Genomic DNA, 18,957 nt, shown 5'->3' with positions numbered 1-18,957 from the left:
TGACGTTTATTTTTTTAAACGATTTAGTGAACTATCTCTTAGGAGCCTACATGACGGTTCAAACCTTCATCCCCAATGGTGCCCAAGCTGCCTCAGAAAACACTGTTACCCAGCCACAGCACACCCCAGCCGACGGTTCAGTCAAAAAACTGTATATCGAAACGCAAGGGTGTCAGATGAATGAGTATGACAGTCACCGTATGGCAGACCTTTTAGGCGATTCTCACGGCTATGTACTGACCAGCAACCCTGCTGATGCCGATATTCTGCTCATGAACACCTGTTCGATTCGTGAAAAAGCGCAGGAAAAGGTGTTTTCTGAATTAGGTCGCTGGCGTAAGCTGAAAGAAAAAAATCCTGATTTGGTGATTGGCGTAGGCGGTTGCGTCGCTTCTCAGGAAGGTGACAACATTCAAAAGCGTGCCCCGTATGTGGATATGATTTTTGGCCCACAAACCTTACACCGTTTACCGCAATTGCTTGATCAACACCACGATCAGGTCGAAAAACCAAAGAAAGAAAAAATCAAACTGGTGGATATTTCTTTCCCAGACATCGAAAAATTCGACTTTTTACCTGAACCGCGTGTTGAAGGGTTTAAAGCTTTTGTGTCGATTATGGAAGGCTGTTCAAAATACTGTTCTTTCTGCGTAGTGCCTTACACGCGCGGTGAAGAAGTTTCACGTCCTTTAGATGATGTCTTAGCTGAAATTGCGACTTTGGCCGAAAAAGGCGTGCGTGAAATTAGCTTGCTCGGTCAAAACGTAAATGGCTATCGCGGTGAAACTTTTGACGGTAAAATTTGTACTTTTGCCGATTTACTGCGTTTGGTTGCCGAAGTACCTGGCATTGGACGAATTCGCTACACCACATCACACCCGCTTGAATTTAATGATGATTTGATTCAATGCTACCGTGATTTACCGCAAATGGTGTCGCATTTACACTTGCCTGTGCAAAGTGGTTCGAATGATGTGTTACAAGCCATGAAACGTAACCACACCATTGATGTGTATATCGACAAGATTGCCAAGTTACGTAAAGTACGCCCAGACATGCACTTATCTAGCGACTTTATTATTGGCTTCCCGGGTGAAACCGATCAAAACTTTGAAGAAACTTATCAGTTTATTCAAGATATGGATTTTGACCATTCTTATAGTTTTATCTACTCAAAACGTCCGGGAACACCTGCATCGGAACTCGAAGACACCACCCCTGAAGATGTTAAAAAGGAGCGTTTGGCCAAAGTTCAGCAATGGATCAAACAATCTAGTATTGATAAGACCGATGCCATGCTTGGGACGGTACAACGTGTCCTAATTGAAAATGTTTCCGACAAAGACCCGAACATTTTAGTGGGTACGGCCGACAATACACGTTTAGTAACATTTATTGGTGACCCTGCTTGGGTCGGACGCTTTGCGGAGATTGAGATTACCGAGATTAAAACTTTGAATTTAGTTTACGGTGAACTCTTGAATCTTGAGCCTGACGTGGCGTAATGTAGGAGCTAAAGTCCAATAACAGATTAAGGAATTCTCTTGACTGCAGCGATTCGACGTACAGTAACTTTTCCTGGCATTTCAATGGAACGTCTAAAAAGCATGCTCGGTGCTTATAACGGACATTTGAAACAAATCGAACAACGTCTAGACGTCCAAATTTCTCATCGTGGTGACGCCTTTTTTATAGATGGGGAAATTGATGCAGTTGAACGAGCCGAAACGCTCTTGCAACGCCTGCATGAAGAAGCGGAAAGCTCTGCACAAATTAGTGCAGACACGCTCCACATGATGATTCAGGGCAGTCAGACTGACCGTGAATTACAATCGGATGATGGGCAAGAGCATACTGGATTGGATGCTGTTTGGTTGCAAACCCGCAAAGGGCGCATTAATCCACGCGGTGCCAACCAAAAGCGTTATGTGCAACGTATTTTGCAAAGTGATATTTCATTTGGTATTGGCCCTGCAGGTACGGGTAAAACCTATTTGGCTGTTGCCTCTGCCGTAGATATGTTGGAACGCAATGAAATCCAGCGGATTCTATTGGTGCGCCCTGCGGTTGAAGCGGGTGAAAAACTGGGCTTCTTACCGGGTGATTTAACCCAGAAAATTGACCCGTATTTGCGTCCCCTTTATGATGCCCTGTATGAAATGCTCGGCTTTGAAAAAGTTGCTAAGCTGATTGAACGTCAAGTGATTGAAGTTGCACCACTGGCGTATATGCGTGGTCGTACCCTCAACCACTCTTTTGTGATTTTGGATGAAGCCCAGAACACCACGCCTGAACAGATGAAGATGTTCCTGACCCGTTTAGGGTTTGGTTCACGTGCAGTGATTACTGGTGATGTGACTCAGGTGGATTTACCACGTGGTCAGCAGTCTGGTCTGGCACATGCCTTACGTGTGATTGATAAAATCCCTGAAATTCATATTACTCGTTTCCATTCTCGTGATGTCGTGCGTCACCAGCTGGTTCAGAAAATTGTTGAAGCCTATGAAGGCTGGGACAGTGAGCAACAGCGTTTAAGTGCCGAAGCGCGTGCAGAACGTAAAGCGCGCCAGGAAGCATTAATTGCGGAAAATGATGCCGCAGCAGATGCACAGCACTAATCGCTGTGCGCTCTGCAACCTACTGAAGTATTAAGGATTCATTTTGAAATTAAGTCTCAGCCTGCAACAGGACATTCAAGCGCCTGAGCTGGTGTTAAAACGTGCCTATCTGAAAAAAGTAGTCGAAACCACTTTAAGACATATAGACACTCAAAGTGATTGTGAAATTGGAATTGCCTGTGTCGATCATGCCGAAAGTCACAAGCTCAATCTGGAATATCGCAAAAAAGACAAATCTACCAACGTCTTGTCTTTCCCAAGCGATTTACCCGATGAAATGGCACAAGTTTTGCCGAGCTTCCCTATTGGGGATTTGGTTATTTGTATTCCTGTGGTTTTGCAGGAAGCTGCAGAACAAGCCAAAACACCATTGGCGCATTTCACTCACATGTTGGTACATGGCACGTTACACCTTATGGGTTATGATCATGAAACATCAGATACAGATGCCGAAGAAATGGAAGCTTTAGAAATAGAGATTCTTGCCAAGTTGGGTTTGGATAATCCATACATGGAAAGAGATTGAATTTTAAGTTTTAGAAAATCATAAAAATAGCGGGCTAAGGCTCGCTTTTTTGTTTAAAACTACTCCCTCCCAATGGGAGGGAGAACATTCATTAGAGTCCCATGATTGCTAAATACCAGAAGAACATTGCTGCGTAAAGCAGAGAGTAGATTCTTATTACTTGTCCACAAAGTCCTCTCTCCCTTTGGGAGAGAGCCAGAGAGAGGGAAAAACTAGCGCACCTCAAACTCAGCTTCGGCAGGGTCAAAACGCCACGTTCGCACAATCCGCAATTCCGAAATATCTTTCATTTTCGCATCAAATGCACCAAAAGGTGCAGCTTTGCGTACCGAAGTTTTGGCTGCTTCATCCAACATAGCATGACCTGAACTTTCAATTAAACGAATGGCACGAATCCCGCCATTGCTGTTTAAAACTACCATTAAACGCACCTCACCCGCTAAATTCTGTGCTTTGGCCTGTTCGGGGTAATAGCGGTTGCCATAAAACTCGACTTTTTGACGGAATTTTTCCATATAGCCCGCAGTGTTGTCTTGCTTGGCCTGAATTCCATCAATGGTTTTAATTTTTTGCTGACGGCTAAAGTTTTGTTGGCGTTGTAAATATTGTGCCTCAATACTTGCAACCATGGCCGCCTTGGCCTGAAACTGACTATTCAATTCCTGCATGGCTTTTTTACGCTGATTTTCTGCCGCCTGTTTCTGCCAACTGAGCGTGGTCATCAACACTTTTTCTTCAAAGTTTAATTCACGCTGTTGCTGCATACGCTCTAAACTTTCCAATTCCTGCTCCCCTGCACTTTGTTCGGTCATGGGCGCAGGCATGTCACTCGAGATGCGATGTTGTTCACGGAATGTACCTGAACCTTGCTGGTCGGCTTGAGCTAAGAAATCTGCATCTTCAACTTTTGCATCGCTCATGCGTACCGATACCGCAATTTCCTTGACCGCAGCATCGCTTTGTTGTGGTGCAGCAAACTGCACTGCCAAAATTAATGCGTGCAGTACAGCAGCCACCAGCAACGCTGCAGCAAAAATAGGATCTTTCCACCAATCTTGCGTAGAAGGCATCAATTGAATTTTTTTTAGCATCACATTAATCCGACAAAACGTCTGATTCCCCAAGCCGCCAAATGCGGTATAAACTAAAGAGCATTATAACTTTGCTTAGTTTTTGCTTTAATGCAAAACTGCAAAGTTCATCAAAAACTGACTATTGAGCTTTAAATCTTAAAAATGGTGCAACTTATTTTGTTAAACTGCAAGCTTCTATGCCTGTATTTTTAATACAATTCGACAAAATATTTGTATCTGTAAAGAATAAATGACCGACTTGGACTGCCGTATGCAAACCCTGATCACCAATATCTCTCAACGTATCCGTCAAGTGTACCAAAAAGCTGAAGGATTTATTGAGGATGAACGTGAAATTCCATTATCTCAGGTCTTTTTAAATGCGACTTTTCAACGCTTTGTGACCGATAATGTGAAAATGTTGCAAGATCTGCACGCAGACTTACACGACGATTGGTTACGTCTTTACGCAACCCTAGATTATAACGGTTTGAATATTACTCTATCTGTCGATTTAAAATTGGTGCTGATGGAATTGAATAAAGATACTCAGCTCATCGTGTTTGAACAAATTAGTGACACGCAGGTCATTGAGGCGAGTTATCCAAGCTTTTTACATAAAATTGTGGTTAAGTGTGCTTTATTTTACTATCAAAAAATACGCAATGATGACCCTTTGGGCATGATTTTGGAAAAACTCAAAGTTATTAAAGTCAAAGATGATTTACTGCATTTAGACTTAAATCGCTGGTTAGGTAAAAACCGCTCTATCATTGATACACTCAGTAAAGTTCATGTGAATCATGCGGTATTACGCGAAGCGGAATTGGTCCTGACTGGCAACGTCAATTTGACCGCATTGTTCCGCAAAATGTCTGAAGAAAAACTAGATAATGTGGAAGACTCTCTTGCAGATACCCAAGTCACACCGCTGAAACAAAAATAAAGCGAGACTAAAACTTTGCAAGAGAATTCGTACAGAAAAACGACACTTACCGCATATTTCCTAATCTTCTCTTCATATTCAACACCTATAATGGCAGTAAGCAAGTAAATTGCATCTCCCTATTTACAGAGGAAATATCTCAGCAATGGCAAATCATGTATTGAAAAAAATGGGTATGGCAGCCAGTGTGTCTACAGCACTGTTCATGGCTGGTTTCTCTAGCCAAACATTTGCCATGAGTCCTTTCCAAGCCAGTTATCAATTTAATTACAATGGTAAGAACTTAGGTTCTGCAACACGAACTTTAAGCAAAACAGGTAACCAATGGAGTTATGTGTTTGCTGCTAAAGCTGGCGTAATCGCTTCTGCCACAGAAACTAGTCGTTTTAGTTTTAATGATGGCAAAATTGGCTCATCTAGCTTCAGCCGCAGCAGTAAGATTTTAGTTCATAACAATACCATGAGTATTAATTTCAATCCTTCGGCGAAAACTATTAACACCAAAAAGGACGGCGATACCCGTTCTTTTGCGTGGAAAGCGGGCGTGTTGGATGAGTTGAATGCAGAGCTGCAAATCCGTGAAGATTTAAAAAGTGGCGGTTTAAAATCGAGCTACTATATTGCCGACCATAGCGAGGTTGAATCACGTCGCTTTATTAAACAAGGTGCCGAAAAGATCAAAACCAATTACGGTACTTTTGACACGATTAAAGTGGTGCTAAAACACAACAAACCGAACCGTGATACGATTTTCTGGTTGGCACCTAAACTTGACTACTTGCCTGTAAAAGTCACCCACCAAGACAAAGACAAGTCTTATGGCTTATTGCTCACAGGCTATAAAGGTCCAACCAGCTAATTTAGAATATAGCGGCTGAGCACAGCATGGCAGCTATTCATCCTTTGATAAATTGTTCTTGCATTTTTTCAGGTGCTTTTTAAAATACGCTTTTGCTTTAAAAAGCACCTGCCCTTGAGGATTCTCCCGTGCATGCACTAGAACAGAAAATTTTAGCCGAAGGTATCGTTCTATCCGAAGCGGTTCTAAAAGTCGACTCTTTCTTAAACCATCAAATTGACCCAGTGATGATGCAGCAAATTGGTCAGGAATTTGCGCGTTTGTTTAAAGATGCAGGCATCACCAAAATTATTACTATCGAAGCTTCTGGCATCGCACCAGCTGTGATGGCAGGTTTAGAACTTGGCGTTCCTGTCATTTTTGCACGTAAATATCAATCTTTAACCTTAAAAGATGATTTATATCGCTCTAAAGTATTTTCATTTACCAAGCAAACTGAGAGTACGATTGCCATTTCAAACAAACATATTAGCGCTAGCGACAAAGTCTTGGTGATTGATGACTTTTTGGCAAATGGTCAAGCTGCACTCGGTTTAGCAGATTTAATCCATCAAGCTAATGCAGAAGTCGTAGGTATTGGGATTGTGATTGAAAAGTCATTCCAGCCGGGTCGTGAATTACTGCTTGAAAAAGGCTATCGCGTTGAATCATTGGCACGAGTAAAGTCTTTGGCAAACGGTACAGTTGAATTTGTACGCGATTAAGGTCGATTAAAACTGATGTTGGTTCATCATTTAAACCCGATGATCAAAGAGTGCTTAGGCGCTCTTTTTTTATGCTTTTTTTAAACTTAAACAACTCATTTACATATATTTTATTTACAAAACTGTGGTGCTACGCCATGCTGCACTTGAAATAACAGTATTTCAGCAGTCTAGTTTTTCTGATTGCAGCTCTAGACAGCACTTTTTAGATCGTCTGCGTGCATTGATGCATGCGGCATGAGCAGAAGGCAATTTACAGTCATGACACAAGACAATCCGTTGATGCAACACAGTATCACCTGTCCGAAATGTGGTTCAACTCAAGTTGAAAAACGCAACCATGAACAAAACTTACAAAAAATTGGTGGCGTATTATTAGGCTCTGCAGGTACGGCAGCAGGTACAGTAGGCGGCGCAGCTTCAGGAGCTTCTATTGGTGCGGCAATCGGTACTGCCGCAGGACCATTGGGCGTAATTATGGGCGGCACGATTGGCACGTTTGTCGGGGCAATTAGTGTGGGAATCACAGGCGGTTTTCTTGGGCATCGCTTTGGTAAAAAAGCAGGTGTAATTGTCGATCAGAATATTTTTCTGGATTTTCAATGCCTCAAGTGCAAACACCGCTTTAAAGAAAAAATTCAAACAGCCAAGCCACTCTAAGCAACCCAAATCAATTTCAAAAAAAGTGCTGCACATGGCAGCACTTTTTTGATTACATCTTTTTTTATTTTGCAGTACTGCTTGCAGAAGTCATCACAGGCTTTTCTGCCGCTAAATACTGTGCTTCCGCAGCTTGTTTTTCAATACGTTGTTCTTCTGGAAAGCTCAGACTATGCACAATTTCAGTCGCAGCAACACTCGACCATGAGTATCCTAAACTCAATAGACTTAACCCAATCAGCATCCACTTATTCATTTTCACTTTTCCTCAATCTCTCATTTTTACAGCAGTCCGTTGTGCTCAATACATCTGTCTGCACAAAAATTGCTGCGTGAACCGTGACAGAAAACTCTGCTTTTAAAGCGGTTATTAGACGTGAAAAGAAAAAAACTGAATATCACTGCAAATAGTGATTTTAAGTGAAAAGTGAACTTATTTTTAGCAGGCTCAATGCTACATAAGCCAATCGAATTTAAGAAAAAAAAGATAAAAGCGTAAAACGATATCCACATTTTACGCTTCATTTTGATCAAAAAAAGAATCTCACATGCCCTGTAATTTTTTTACCATTTCACCTAGGCGTTGTCCTTGCGCTTCACAGAGGATTTTTTCATCCTGACTCAACGCCTGATCGTGGCGTGGGCCGCTCACATGCGTTGCACCATACGGCGTGCCTCCCGTTTTCGTATTCGATAAAGCAGGATGTGCATTATGCAGTCCCATAATCATCATCCCGTGGTGAAATAATGGCGGTAACATGGTCAATAAGGTACTTTCCTGTCCCCCATGCATCGAACCCGATGAGGTAAAAACACAGGCAGGTTTATTGTGCAATGCGCCATTCAGCCAGAGACTGGTGGTTTGATCCCAGAAATATTTCATTTCTGATGCCATATTGCCAAAGCGTGTAGGCGAACCCAAAGCCAAACCTGCACAATTTGCTAGGTCTTCTAAAGTGCAATAAATATCACCTTCGGCAGGAATACTTGGCTCTGCTTGTTGCACCACTGTAGAGATATTGGGCACAGTTCTAATTTTAACGGGCATGCCACTGGCTTCTACCCCGTTGGCAATTAAATGTGCCATTTCTTTGGTAGAACCATATTTACTAAAGTACAAAACTAGAATATATGCTTGCATCATGCTAAGAAATCAGACTAAAAATGAAAACTATACGGTATTTTGCTGCTTTTTTGGTTAAGCTTAACCATGAAAACAGATAAAGATGATTAAAAAAGTTGAGACAGCCACTGTATGATCGTTGAATATTTAAAGAAACTGCCTTTTTATGACAAACAATGGTTTCAATTTGTCTTATTTGTGCTGCGTCGCTTTGAAGCAGATCGCTGCCGTGAACAAGCAGGCTCTTTAACCTACACCACCCTGTTTGCCGTTGTACCCATGCTCACTGTGTTTTTGGTGATCATCTCATCCATTAAGGCACTCGAACCCGCACGGCAACAATTACAACAATTGATTTACAGCAATTTTTTACCTAAAACCACCATCGCCTTTGATAAAGCCCTAAATGCCTTTACCGACAAATCCAGTAATTTAACTATCATCGGGATTTTGTTTTTATTTGTGACCACGGTGATGATGCTGACTAGTATTGAAACTGTGTTTAACCGAATATGGCGGGTGAAGGAAACCCGTGGCGGCATTGTAGGTTTTATGCGTTATTGGACCATTATCTCACTAGGCCCTATTTTACTAGGCAGTGCTTTTGTCATTTCCTCAACTTTGGCTTCTATGAATGTGCTGAGTAATAACTTTGCAGGTTATGAGCTCAATGGCGCATTTATTTTATGGCTGATTTCATTTGCACTGACCATTTTGGGTTTTTTTATTCTGAACTGGACCATTCCCAATCGCAGCGTACCTATTAAAGCAGCATTAATTGCAGGAATATTCAGTGCTGTTGTATTTGAATGTTTGAAAAACCTGTTTGGTTTTATTATGTCCAACTTCACCAGTTATGAAATTATTTATGGTGCATTTGCTGCCGTACCTATTTTCTTACTGTGGATTTTTCTGTCTTGGAATATTGTGCTTTTGGGTGTTGAAATTAGTTTTGCCCTGACCGCTTTTGAAGCCAGACGCGAGAAAAAATGCCACCCGTTGCTCATGTTAATGGACTTGCTGGAATTGTTTTATAAAAAGCAAATGCGCGGAGAAAGTGTCTCTGAAGCTGAAGCCTTAGATGTATTGGGACGTAATGAAATTGGGCGCTGGCCGTCTTATGTGCTGATGCTAGAACAACAAAATTTAATTAAACGTACTGAAAATGATGAATTTGTTTTGGTGCGCAATTTATCTCAGGTAGATTTTTGGAGTTTTTATTCACAGCTACCGTATTCATTGCCACGTCGTCAGGACTTGGCCAATGTCTATCCTGATGATGAATGGATGCAAAAACTTGGCCCCGTACTCAGTGAAACCGATGACTATTTGGCTGCCAAATTGTCGATTCCGCTCTCTAAGATTTTTGAAGAAAAATAATCTTGTACGCGCTCGCTAGATTTTAAATATCACCCATCTTCAAATTTAAACCCGTATTGAGCTACTAGGTTATTTGAAGATGATTTTTACATGACAACATTGCTGATGTTGAGTCTTGCTCAAGTTCATGGAAAAGCTGCAAATACTTATTTTCTTTTTAGTACTTGGGTTTTATGTTTAAACCAACATTGAGCATTCACCATCAACACCCCCAGCATGACCAAAACAGCCCCAATCATAAAACTTTGGCTCAAGCTTTCATTCAACAACCATACACCAAACAATACGCCAAATAATGGCGTTAAAAATGAAAACACGCCTAAACTGGATGCTAAATATTGTTTCAGCAACCAAAACCAAGCGAGATAGCTAATAAACGAAATCAATACCGCATGAAAAATCAAACTGCCTATGGCTAAAGCTGTCCAATGAATTTCAGCCTGTCCCATCCACCATGCCATCGGCAGTAAAATCAAAAAACCACCCATCAATTGGTAAAACAAAGTTTGTGTTGCAGGGGCTTCCGATAAACTACTTAGACGTACCGCAACAGTTGTGGCTGCCCAAAGTATGCCTGCACTCAGCGCAAGTAAATCGCCAAAAAGCATCTGGCTGAAGTTTTGGTGGCTCTCTTGTTGCACAGTATCACGCCATAAAAAAGTCACCGCTATGCCAGCAAAAGACAACAGAATCCCGCCCCATTGCAAGCGAGATAAACGCTCTGCAGGTAGTTTCCAATGCAACGCTAAAGCCACAAAAATAGGCGCGGTATATAGTAAAACCACCACATGCGACGCAGAAGTATATTGAATCGCCTGCCCTAACATAAAAAATTCTGCGGCAAATAAAATACCCACCAATATGCCTGCAGGCAGATATTCAGTCGAAGCCCATTGTGTATTTCTTGCAAGCAATAACAAAGGCAACACCATCACAGCAGACAAGCCTGAACGCAGTGCCAATTGCATCAAGGGTGAAATATCTGCCGCAGCAACTTTTAGCACCACTTGTTGCAGACCCCAAAAAACACACAAAATTAGCATCATACTGCTGGCTTTTGCATCAAGTGCTTGGCGTGAACTCATGGCTGAACCTGATCTGAGATAAAAAATAGACTTTAAAGTAAGCAGCGGACTCAACCTAAATCTTTTGGATATTCAACATCATTGAGTACTTGAGGAGTTTTGGCATTATGTGCGACTTTGCATAAAAAAAGCGACCTAAATAGATCGCTAATTTTTAAGGATTAACTTAATCATCTGTTGCGAAAGCAATATCACTGAGTCCGGCTTCACTCGCACGTGACATCACTTGCGCCACAGTATCATAACGCGCATCTTTATCTGCTCTTAACACCACGGTTGGCTGTTGAGCTTGCTGACTAGCATCATTAAAGCGGGTTTGCAACTCATCTAAACTAATGATTTGATCATCCCACGCCACTTCACCATTGGCATTGATACTGACCTGAATTTGCTCAGGCGGTAAATCAACAATTTCTGCGCTGGTTTGCGGTAAGGTTAATGGTATAGATGGGTTGGCAACGGTCGCTGTCACCAAAAAGATGATCATCAATACCAACATAATGTCGATCAGGGGAATAAGGTTCATCTCATTCATGCCTGAATCGTTGTCTTCACCCAATTGAAAAGCCATTAAACCTGACCTCCCACTAAACTTTGTTGTGTTGCATTCACTTCAGTTCTTTGAACAGAAGAATCTTGTTGCAACATGGTGTCAATCAACAAACTATGTGCATGATCTTGCAAATTTGTAGATAAGGTACGGTTCACACGCGAACAAATGTTGTAAGCAATCACGGCAGGAATCGCCACCGCCAAACCGAAGCCCGTCATAATCAACGCTTCACCAACAGGCGTTGCCACTTGAGCCAATCCCGCCTGACCGCTTTTTCCAACCGCAACGAGTGCATGGAAAATACCCCAAACTGTACCAAACAAACCCACAAACGGTGCTAATGACGCAATTGTACCCAGTACCGATACGCCTTTTTCTGCCGATGCTTTTTCTACCGAAATTTGACGCAATAAGGCTTGCTCAGCAACCGCTTTACGCTGCTCAAAATTTAAGGGCACCAGTTTTGCTTTAAGCTGATTTAAAGCCTGTGACAGTTGAGCATAAGCTTGTTGCTTCAATTGGCGCGTGCCTATCAAACGTAATGCGAAGATGGTCCATGTCGCAATCGACATCGCCAATAACACGAAATACAGCGTTTTGCTGACTGCATCTGCGTGTTGCCAATAGACGGAAAAGTTCATACTCGAACTCCTGTTGAAGGTTAGCCGTTAGGGTTCAATGTCAATTCAAAAGGCTGCTCAGCACGAATTGGATAAGCCACGCCATTTTCTTTGTACGGTTTGAATTTTGCACTACGCACTGCGCGTAAAATCTTTTGATCTAAAGCAGGTACACCACTAGAACGCGTAATTTGAGCATCGGTGATCACGCCTTTTTCATTGGCTTCAATCCGAACCACCACGTTACGGGTTTCTCCCTGTAAATCACGATTGGTATAAGAAGGTTTTGGAGAACGACTCCATTGCACGCCTGAGCCGCCAATCGACACTGTTTTTGGAGCAGAAGGTGCGACAGGAGCAGGTGCTGGCGCAACAGGTGCAACTGTCGGTTTCGGTGCAGGCTGTACCACTTTAGTTTCAGTCACCGTTGCTACAGGTGCAGGTTGCACCACACGTTCGACTGGTTTTTCTACGGGCTTCGCCACGGGTTTAGGGGCTTCTGCTTTTTTAACTTGCTGTACTTTTTCTACTTTTTTCGGTGGCGGTGGCAACAGTTTTTCTACCACAGGCACTTCTTTTACAGGCTGAGGCTTGGGTTTTTCAAGCTGTGGTTCAGCCTTAGGTTGCGGTGGCAACGGTTTAGGCTGTTCTTGAATTTTTACAAAGCGTACTTTTAAAGGTTCTTTTTCTATGGGCTTTAAGGTCGGAGTTTGCATTTGCCCCAATGCCCACAACACACCGACATGACCTAATGCAACAACAGCTAAAGCCGTCACAACTTTCTTTTTCATGGCATTGGGCATTTGTAGCATAGCGTTGGGAGATTGGTTCATTAAAGTCAGCGACCTTCAAAAGCAATTGCCAAACCATCACAATTCCGAACGATCAAACTGATCGGTTAGCACAATTAAAGTAACGCAATAATAAATGAGAAGTGTTTTCATTTGCAACTATTTTTTAATAACAAACGTGAATCATCCAATAAATTTGCTATTTTAAAAACAGTTTAAATAAATGTTATAACATTACAATTTTAGCATAAAAAAACATGCCATGTCGGCATGTTTTAATTCGATTTTTAGATAGCTTTTACCCTATTGAAATACAACAGTTTTGTTGCCATCTACAATAATACGGTCTTCCAAATGCCATTTAACTGCACGTGCCAGTACATTACGTTCCACATCCTGACCCAATTCACGCAGTTGATCTACCGTAAAGTCGTGGTTTACACGCTCTACATCTTGCTCAATGATCGGACCTTGATCTAGGTCTGCTGTTACATAGTGTGCAGTTGCACCAATCAGTTTTACGCCTTTTTCATAAGCTTGTTTATATGGATTTGCGCCCACGAAAGCAGGCAGGAATGAATGGTGAATATTGATCACTTTCATTTCCCACTTAGAGACAAACTCTTCATCCAAAATTTGCATATAACGCGCCAATACCAACAAATCATTGTCTTGCATCAATTCATCAATTTTAGCGTAAGCTTCACGTTTATTTTCTTTATTAACAGGCACTACTTCAAACGGAATACCAAAGTTTTCTACCGCTTCACGCAAGGTGTCATGGTTCGACACCACTTTGGTAATTTCACATGGTAAACCACCACGTGAATGACGCCATAATAGTTCGAGCAAAGCATGATCAACTTTAGACACCAAAATGCCGACTTTTTTCACATCGCTGACCAAAGCCAAACGCCATTGCATTTCATAACGCTCTGCCACGTTAGAAGCAAAGGTTTGCAATAAGCTTTCTTTACGGCTTTGCAAGTGATCCAGTTCAAACTCAACCCGCATGAAATAACGCCCGCCCTGAGCTTCTGTTGCGTATTGATCAAGCGCGGTAATGTTGGCTCCTTGATGATACAAAAAGCTCGATACAGCCTGCACAATACCTGGCTTATCTTCACAGGTAATCAGTAAACGTGCAGTATTCGCAGTCGTCATATTCATGTTGTTTTTAGTCACTACTTGGTTAAATTGAAAAACAAGCCGAGTATTCTAGCGCGTTTCTCAGACATTCTAAATAGCCATTCTCAGTCTCTTAGTCGGCTTGAGTATTTTTACTGGATGATAAACTCTCAAACAGTTCAGATGTGCCTAGTGTTTCTAGTAAACGCTCATAGGTTGCACGACTTTCACCCCGTAAATATGCCCCTTCAAGGAACAGCATTTGACGTAAAGCCTGCCAAATCCATTTTTCTTCCAAATGGTTTGAATCGGTAATGTGACCCGACATATATAAGAAGTTCGTCCAGTTGGTCAGCACAATCCAAATATTGATAATCAAGGCTTCAATTTCTGACTCAGTCATTTGCATCAGACCCGCATCCACAAAGGCCTGATAAATTTTTTGTCCCTGCTGCATGACCTGTCCTGCAAAACGTGGATACATTTTGCGGAAATCTTCATTGGTTTCGACCAAATGATAGACATCGCGATGCAAAAAACGATAAGCCCACAGCTGACTACTGAGAACCTGAAAATAACGAATTTTGTCATTGGCATCTAAGCCACGATTTTCAGGCAAAGCCAGCATTTCTAAAGTTTCTTGCTGATATTGTTCCATCAGCTCTTTAATAATTTCGTTCTTATTGCGGAAGTGGTAATACAAGTTTCCTGGGCTCATGCCCAGTTCTGCCGCAATATGATTGGTTGTTACCGAACGCTCACCACGCTCGTTAAACAATTGCAAACTCAATTGCAAAATACGTTCTTTGGTTTTCAACGTTTTGGTTTGAGACATCCTAAAAACAACCATTCTTTAAAATTTGGGGGGCATGAAAACATAAAGTCACTTGACTGATTAGAGTAAATACTCTAAAAATTAACTTATATTGCTTTTATTGAATGGTAACATGCCATGAACAGTCAAACAAAAACAACTTCAATGACCCCACATTCACCCGATTTACAACGTCTGGATGATATTTTGGCATTGCAGAAATATGCCTATCAGCGTCATCCTGTCCCAAGTGCCAAAGAACGCATTGAACGCTTAGCCCGCTTAAAACGTGTGATTGTGAAATATCAGGATCAATTTGCCGAAGCCATTAACCGTGACTATGGCAACCGCGCCATTGCAGAAACCAAAATTGGTGAATTACTTACCTGCTTGGAACATATCAAATATTACAGCAAAAACCTGACCGACTGGATGAAGCCATCTAAACGTCAGGTTGGTATTATCCACCAACCTGCAAAAGCATGGGTACAGTATCAACCTTTAGGGGTAATTGGCATTATTGCACCTTGGAACTATCCGCTGCTGTTGTCTTTAGGCCCACTGATCTGTGCTTTGGCTGCAGGCAACCATGCCATGATCAAAATTTCCAGTGCTTCTGCGCATTTTGGTAAAGTACTGGAAAACGCCATGAGCGAAGCATTTCCACAGGAATTGGTGGCAGTAATTAATGGCGGCGGTATTATTTCCGATGCGTTCTGTCATTTGCCTTTTGACAAAATTATTTTCACAGGCTCTACCGAAGTCGGCAAAACTGTAATGGCTGCCGCGTCACAAAACCTTGTGCCTGTCATTTTAGAACTAGGTGGAAAATCCCCTGTTTTGGTGCATCCATCTAGCGATATGGTCGATGTAGCGCAGCGTATTGCGGTAGGTAAACTCTGGAATGCTGGACAAACCTGTGTTGCACCCGACTATATGTTCTTGCCTAAAGGCAAAACTGCCGAATTTATGGAGCATTTCGAGCAATTTGTGACCGAAATGTATCCGCATATTCGTGATAACCAAGACTACACTTCTATTATTAATGACAAACAATATCGTCGCTTACAGGGCTATTTAGAAGATGCACGTGAGCGAGGTGCAAATATTATTGAAATTAATCCGCAAAGTGAAAATGTGGCTGCAACCCGTAAAATGGCACCAACGGTACTGACCAATGTCAGTCCAGACATGCAAATTATGCAAAATGAGATCTTTGGTCCAGTCCTGCCAATCTTAGAATATGAACAAATTGATGATGTAATCGAGTTTATTAATAGCCGACCGCGTCCTCTTGCTTTATACTATTTCGACTTTGATCAGGCGCGTGCCGACTATGTCGCACAGCGAACCCATTCAGGGCATTTCGGACTCAATACTGTATTGACCCACGTTGCACAAGATGACTTACCATTTGGTGGTGTTGGTGCATCGGGCATGGGGAAATATCACGGTCCAGAAGGTTTTTTCAGCTTGTCACATGAACGGTCGGTAATGTCTAATCCGAAGCTTTACAGCTTGAAGTTCATTCTCCCCCCATTTGATAAGCCGATTCATCGATTGATTTCGAAGACGCTTCTTCGTTAACTGATCAAGGCATGAGCTATCAAACACGCTCATGCTGTTTTTGAAGAAAATCGCTTGTCTTTTAAGCGTATTTTTGATATAAAACGCCCCTTGAATGAATTCATCCGTTTATTTTTGACTGGCCATACAGATTTGCTGTTGGCTAAATCAATGGAGTTACACCATGTCTAAGGTTTGCCAAGTTACCGGCAAGCGTCCAGTCGTTGGTAACAACGTCTCACACGCCAACAACAAAACTAAGCGCCGGTTCGAGCCGAACCTGCACAACCACCGTTTCTGGTTAGAAAGCGAAAAACGTTTCGTACGTCTTCGTTTAACCACTAAAGGTATGCGTATTATCGACAAATTGGGCATTGAAAAGGTTGTTGCTGACCTTCGTGCTCAAGGTCAAAAGATCTAAGTAAGGAGTCAGGACAATGCGTGATAAGATTCGCTTAGTTTCTACAGCTGGTACAGGTTATTTCTATACCACTACTAAAAACAAACGTACTATGCCGGAAAAAATGGAAATCAAAAAATTTGATCCAAAAATCCGTCAACACGTAGTTTTCAAAGAAGCTAAAATCAAATAATTTTAGCTTTTTTAAAAAACGACCTTATTCAGGTCGTTTTTTTTGCACTTTTTTTGCCTCACTTGTTAAAATTTCCTCGTTTTCTTTTTTGGCACTATTTGTGCTTGTCTTATTTCAGTCTTTTGACCGCACCTTCACCATGGCTTAGGAGTTTCTCGTGCCTCATGATGTAGAACTCATCATCTTACTTGCCGTTGGTTTTAGCTTGGCACTGATATTTGGCTATATCGCTGCGCGCTTACGCCTTCCACCGCTTATGGGCTATCTGATTGCAGGTGTCATCATTAGTCCCAACACACCGGGCATTGTGGCAGATATTCATCTTGCCAACCAATTGGCAGAACTTGGGGTCATGTTCCTCATGTTCGGTGTTGGCATGCATTTCTCGCTAAATGATTTAATGCAGGTACGACGCATTGCTTTGCCTGGTGCAGTATTGCAGATCGCCGTGGCGACCCTGCTCGGTGTAGGCGTGTCGATGATGTGGGGTTGGAGTTTTGGTTCTGCCTTAATTTTTGGCTTAAGTCTGTCTTGTGCCAGTACCGTTGTGCTCTTAAAAGCATTGGGTGATCGTGGCCTGCTCGACTCCGTGAACGGTAAAATTGCCGTAGGCTGGTTGTTAGTTGAAGACTTAGTGATGGTCTTAGCATTGGTGCTTTTGCCTGCCACAGCTGTATTACTGGGTGGACAAGCTATCGACAATGCCAGTGATGAAAATATTTGGCTAACACTCGGACTGACTTTATTAAAAGTTTCAGGCTTTATTGCCTTTATGCTGATTGTTGGCAAACGCCTTGTGCCCTTCATTATGCAAATTGTGGCTCGCTTAGGCTCGCGGGAACTGTTTACCCTGACTGTGGTCGCTGCTGCGGTATCAATTGCCTTTGGTGCTTATAAAATCTTTGGCGTGTCGATGGCACTTGGGGCGTTCTTTGCGGGGATGGTGGTGAAAGAGTCTGACTTTAGCCATCGCGCCGAAGAAGAAACTTTACCCTTACGTGAAATTTTCTCCATCCTGTTTTTCGTTGCTGTGGGCATGCTGTTTGACCCGCGTATTCTGATAGAAGAACCACTGCATGTTTTAGCTGTCGTCGGCATTATCATGGTGGGTAAAACCATTGCAGCAATGGCTTTGGTGCTGTTCTTCCGCTACCCACTCAACACGGCCTTAACTGTAGGTGCAAGCTTAGCGCAAATTGGTGAGTTCTCCTTCATTTTGGCAACCTTAGGCGTATCGCTACAACTGTTGTCGCTGGAAGGCCAAAACCTGATTCTGGCAGGAGCACTCATTTCTATTACGCTCAACTCTTTTGTTTTCTCTGCAATTGAACCCGTTCAAAACTGGATTCGGGAACGCTCTTACTTGGCACGTTTACTGGAACGTAGCAGCGACCCATTAGCGATGCTACCCGATGAAGTCTCACAGGACTATTTACGTGATCAGGTCGTGATTGTTGGACATGGTGAAGTCGGACGTCGTATTACCCAAAACCTCATGGCTGAAAATATTAAGGTCGTGATTGCGGAAGAAAACCGTGAAATTGTCGAAGACTTACGCGAAAAAGGCATTGCTGCAGTCAGCGGCATTGCCACAGAAGCGGGTGTACTGATTCAGGCACATATTCAACATGCACGACTACTCGTTCTCTCGCCTATGGACATTTTGGATATTCATAAAATTGTGGATATTGCCAAAACCCTAAACCCTGAAATTCAAGTCTTAGTGTGTGCAGAAAGTAAAGCTGAAGCCGAAGTGATTCGTAAGGACAACATTGGTGAGGTGTATTTCGCCAAAGAAGAAATGGCGAAAAATATGAGCAATTATATTTTAAATCAAATTGAAATTGCGCATCATCAACCACCAACGCATTAAGCCAAGTTTGGACTTATGGCGATCTAAGCCAGATATAAAACAAAC

General features: G+C 42.3%; 21 protein-coding genes. 12 read left to right on the top strand and 9 right to left on the bottom strand.

Annotation, left to right across the window (positions count from 1 at the left end; all coding sequences use genetic code 11):
- The first annotated feature begins 50 nt into the window (after nucleotides 1–50).
- From miaB to ybeY, 3 genes are read left to right on the top strand one after another with little or no spacing between them, the layout of a single operon-like run.
- Nucleotides 51–1,505 (top strand): tRNA (N6-isopentenyl adenosine(37)-C2)-methylthiotransferase MiaB, encoded by a 1,455-nt coding sequence (gene miaB / locus CF596_RS07195; RefSeq protein ID WP_096901741.1) that lies wholly within the window; start codon nucleotides 51–53, stop codon nucleotides 1,503–1,505.
- A 39-nt stretch (nucleotides 1,506–1,544) separates the two neighbouring features.
- Nucleotides 1,545–2,618: a PhoH family protein gene (locus tag CF596_RS07190; RefSeq protein ID WP_096901739.1), complete on the top strand. Its 1,074-nt coding sequence runs from the start codon at nucleotides 1,545–1,547 to the stop codon at nucleotides 2,616–2,618.
- Nucleotides 2,619–2,661: 43 nt separating this feature from the next.
- Nucleotides 2,662–3,144 carry an rRNA maturation RNase YbeY gene (gene ybeY / locus CF596_RS07185; protein WP_096901736.1) on the top strand — a complete coding sequence of 161 codons (483 nt, stop codon included), beginning with the start codon at nucleotides 2,662–2,664 and terminating at the stop codon, nucleotides 3,142–3,144.
- Nucleotides 3,145–3,356: 212 nt separating this feature from the next.
- Here ybeY and CF596_RS07180 read toward each other — a convergent pair whose 3' ends face one another.
- Entirely contained in the window at nucleotides 3,357–4,214 is an 858-nt protein-coding gene (locus tag CF596_RS07180; protein ID WP_171324895.1) for a TonB family protein, read from the bottom strand.
- Nucleotides 4,215–4,488: 274 nt separating this feature from the next.
- Here CF596_RS07180 and CF596_RS07175 point away from each other — a divergent pair, with 274 nt between their 5' ends.
- The 4 genes from CF596_RS07175 (at nucleotide 4,489) to CF596_RS07160 (ending at nucleotide 7,386) form a co-directional block, all read left to right on the top strand.
- Nucleotides 4,489–5,163 carry a hypothetical protein gene (locus CF596_RS07175; protein WP_096901732.1) on the top strand — a complete coding sequence of 225 codons (675 nt, stop codon included), beginning with the start codon at nucleotides 4,489–4,491 and terminating at the stop codon, nucleotides 5,161–5,163.
- 145 nt (nucleotides 5,164–5,308) lie between these two features.
- The gene (locus tag CF596_RS07170) at nucleotides 5,309–6,022 is read left to right on the top strand and encodes a DUF3108 domain-containing protein (protein ID WP_019836925.1); all 714 of its coding nucleotides are present in this window, start codon (nucleotides 5,309–5,311) and stop codon (nucleotides 6,020–6,022) included.
- A 128-nt stretch (nucleotides 6,023–6,150) separates the two neighbouring features.
- Nucleotides 6,151–6,726, top strand: coding sequence for a xanthine phosphoribosyltransferase (locus CF596_RS07165; protein ID WP_004976172.1), 576 nt, complete (start codon nucleotides 6,151–6,153; stop codon nucleotides 6,724–6,726).
- 261 nt (nucleotides 6,727–6,987) lie between these two features.
- Nucleotides 6,988–7,386 (top strand): hypothetical protein, encoded by a 399-nt coding sequence (locus CF596_RS07160; RefSeq protein ID WP_070155254.1) that lies wholly within the window; start codon nucleotides 6,988–6,990, stop codon nucleotides 7,384–7,386.
- A gap of 64 nt (nucleotides 7,387–7,450) precedes the next feature.
- Here CF596_RS07160 and CF596_RS07155 read toward each other — a convergent pair whose 3' ends face one another.
- Complete coding sequence (locus CF596_RS07155; protein ID WP_096901730.1) at nucleotides 7,451–7,642, bottom strand: hypothetical protein; 192 nt, start codon at nucleotides 7,640–7,642, stop codon at nucleotides 7,451–7,453.
- Nucleotides 7,643–7,930: 288 nt separating this feature from the next.
- Nucleotides 7,931–8,527 carry an NAD(P)H:quinone oxidoreductase gene (gene wrbA, locus CF596_RS07150; RefSeq protein WP_096901728.1) on the bottom strand — a complete coding sequence of 199 codons (597 nt, stop codon included), beginning with the start codon at nucleotides 8,525–8,527 and terminating at the stop codon, nucleotides 7,931–7,933.
- A 114-nt stretch (nucleotides 8,528–8,641) separates the two neighbouring features.
- Here wrbA and CF596_RS07145 point away from each other — a divergent pair, with 114 nt between their 5' ends.
- Nucleotides 8,642–9,889, top strand: coding sequence for a YihY family inner membrane protein (locus tag CF596_RS07145; RefSeq protein WP_096901726.1), 1,248 nt, complete (start codon nucleotides 8,642–8,644; stop codon nucleotides 9,887–9,889).
- A gap of 146 nt (nucleotides 9,890–10,035) precedes the next feature.
- Here the strand turns inward: CF596_RS07145 and CF596_RS07140 are convergent, their stop codons facing one another.
- From CF596_RS07140 to CF596_RS07115, 6 genes are all read right to left on the bottom strand, one after another.
- Entirely contained in the window at nucleotides 10,036–10,974 is a 939-nt protein-coding gene (locus CF596_RS07140) for a DMT family transporter (protein ID WP_096901725.1), read from the bottom strand.
- A 166-nt stretch (nucleotides 10,975–11,140) separates the two neighbouring features.
- Entirely contained in the window at nucleotides 11,141–11,545 is a 405-nt protein-coding gene (locus CF596_RS07135; RefSeq protein ID WP_004976158.1) for a biopolymer transporter ExbD, read from the bottom strand.
- The gene (locus tag CF596_RS07130; RefSeq protein WP_096901723.1) at nucleotides 11,545–12,168 is read right to left on the bottom strand and encodes a MotA/TolQ/ExbB proton channel family protein; all 624 of its coding nucleotides are present in this window, start codon (nucleotides 12,166–12,168) and stop codon (nucleotides 11,545–11,547) included. The genes CF596_RS07135 and CF596_RS07130 overlap by 1 nt, the downstream gene beginning before the upstream one ends.
- Before the next feature lie 20 nt (nucleotides 12,169–12,188).
- The gene (locus CF596_RS07125) at nucleotides 12,189–12,980 is read right to left on the bottom strand and encodes a TonB family protein (protein WP_096901722.1); all 792 of its coding nucleotides are present in this window, start codon (nucleotides 12,978–12,980) and stop codon (nucleotides 12,189–12,191) included.
- A gap of 261 nt (nucleotides 12,981–13,241) precedes the next feature.
- A complete protein-coding gene (purU, locus tag CF596_RS07120) occupies nucleotides 13,242–14,108 on the bottom strand; it encodes a formyltetrahydrofolate deformylase (RefSeq protein WP_096901720.1) in 867 nt (288 codons plus the stop codon).
- Between the two features lie 91 nt (nucleotides 14,109–14,199).
- Nucleotides 14,200–14,901: a TetR/AcrR family transcriptional regulator gene (locus tag CF596_RS07115; protein ID WP_004976150.1), complete on the bottom strand. Its 702-nt coding sequence runs from the start codon at nucleotides 14,899–14,901 to the stop codon at nucleotides 14,200–14,202.
- Between the two features lie 117 nt (nucleotides 14,902–15,018).
- On the opposite strand from CF596_RS07115, the gene CF596_RS07110 reads away from it, so the two are divergent.
- From CF596_RS07110 to CF596_RS07095, 4 genes are all read left to right on the top strand, one after another.
- Nucleotides 15,019–16,467, top strand: coding sequence for a coniferyl aldehyde dehydrogenase (locus CF596_RS07110; protein WP_004976148.1), 1,449 nt, complete (start codon nucleotides 15,019–15,021; stop codon nucleotides 16,465–16,467).
- 163 nt (nucleotides 16,468–16,630) lie between these two features.
- Nucleotides 16,631–16,867 (top strand): 50S ribosomal protein L28, encoded by a 237-nt coding sequence (gene rpmB, locus CF596_RS07105; RefSeq protein WP_004976147.1) that lies wholly within the window; start codon nucleotides 16,631–16,633, stop codon nucleotides 16,865–16,867.
- A 16-nt stretch (nucleotides 16,868–16,883) separates the two neighbouring features.
- Entirely contained in the window at nucleotides 16,884–17,039 is a 156-nt protein-coding gene (gene rpmG / locus CF596_RS07100) for a 50S ribosomal protein L33 (RefSeq protein WP_004976146.1), read from the top strand.
- 157 nt (nucleotides 17,040–17,196) lie between these two features.
- Complete coding sequence (locus tag CF596_RS07095) at nucleotides 17,197–18,912, top strand: cation:proton antiporter (protein WP_096901718.1); 1,716 nt, start codon at nucleotides 17,197–17,199, stop codon at nucleotides 18,910–18,912.
- Nucleotides 18,913–18,957: the final 45 nt, after the last annotated feature.

Origin of the sequence: Acinetobacter sp. YT-02, assembly GCF_002412355.1 — a bacterium.
Taxonomy (GTDB): domain Bacteria; phylum Pseudomonadota; class Gammaproteobacteria; order Pseudomonadales; family Moraxellaceae; genus Acinetobacter; species Acinetobacter towneri.
The sequence above is the reverse complement of the archived record's forward strand: the minus strand, read 5'-3'. Positions and strand labels throughout refer to the sequence as shown.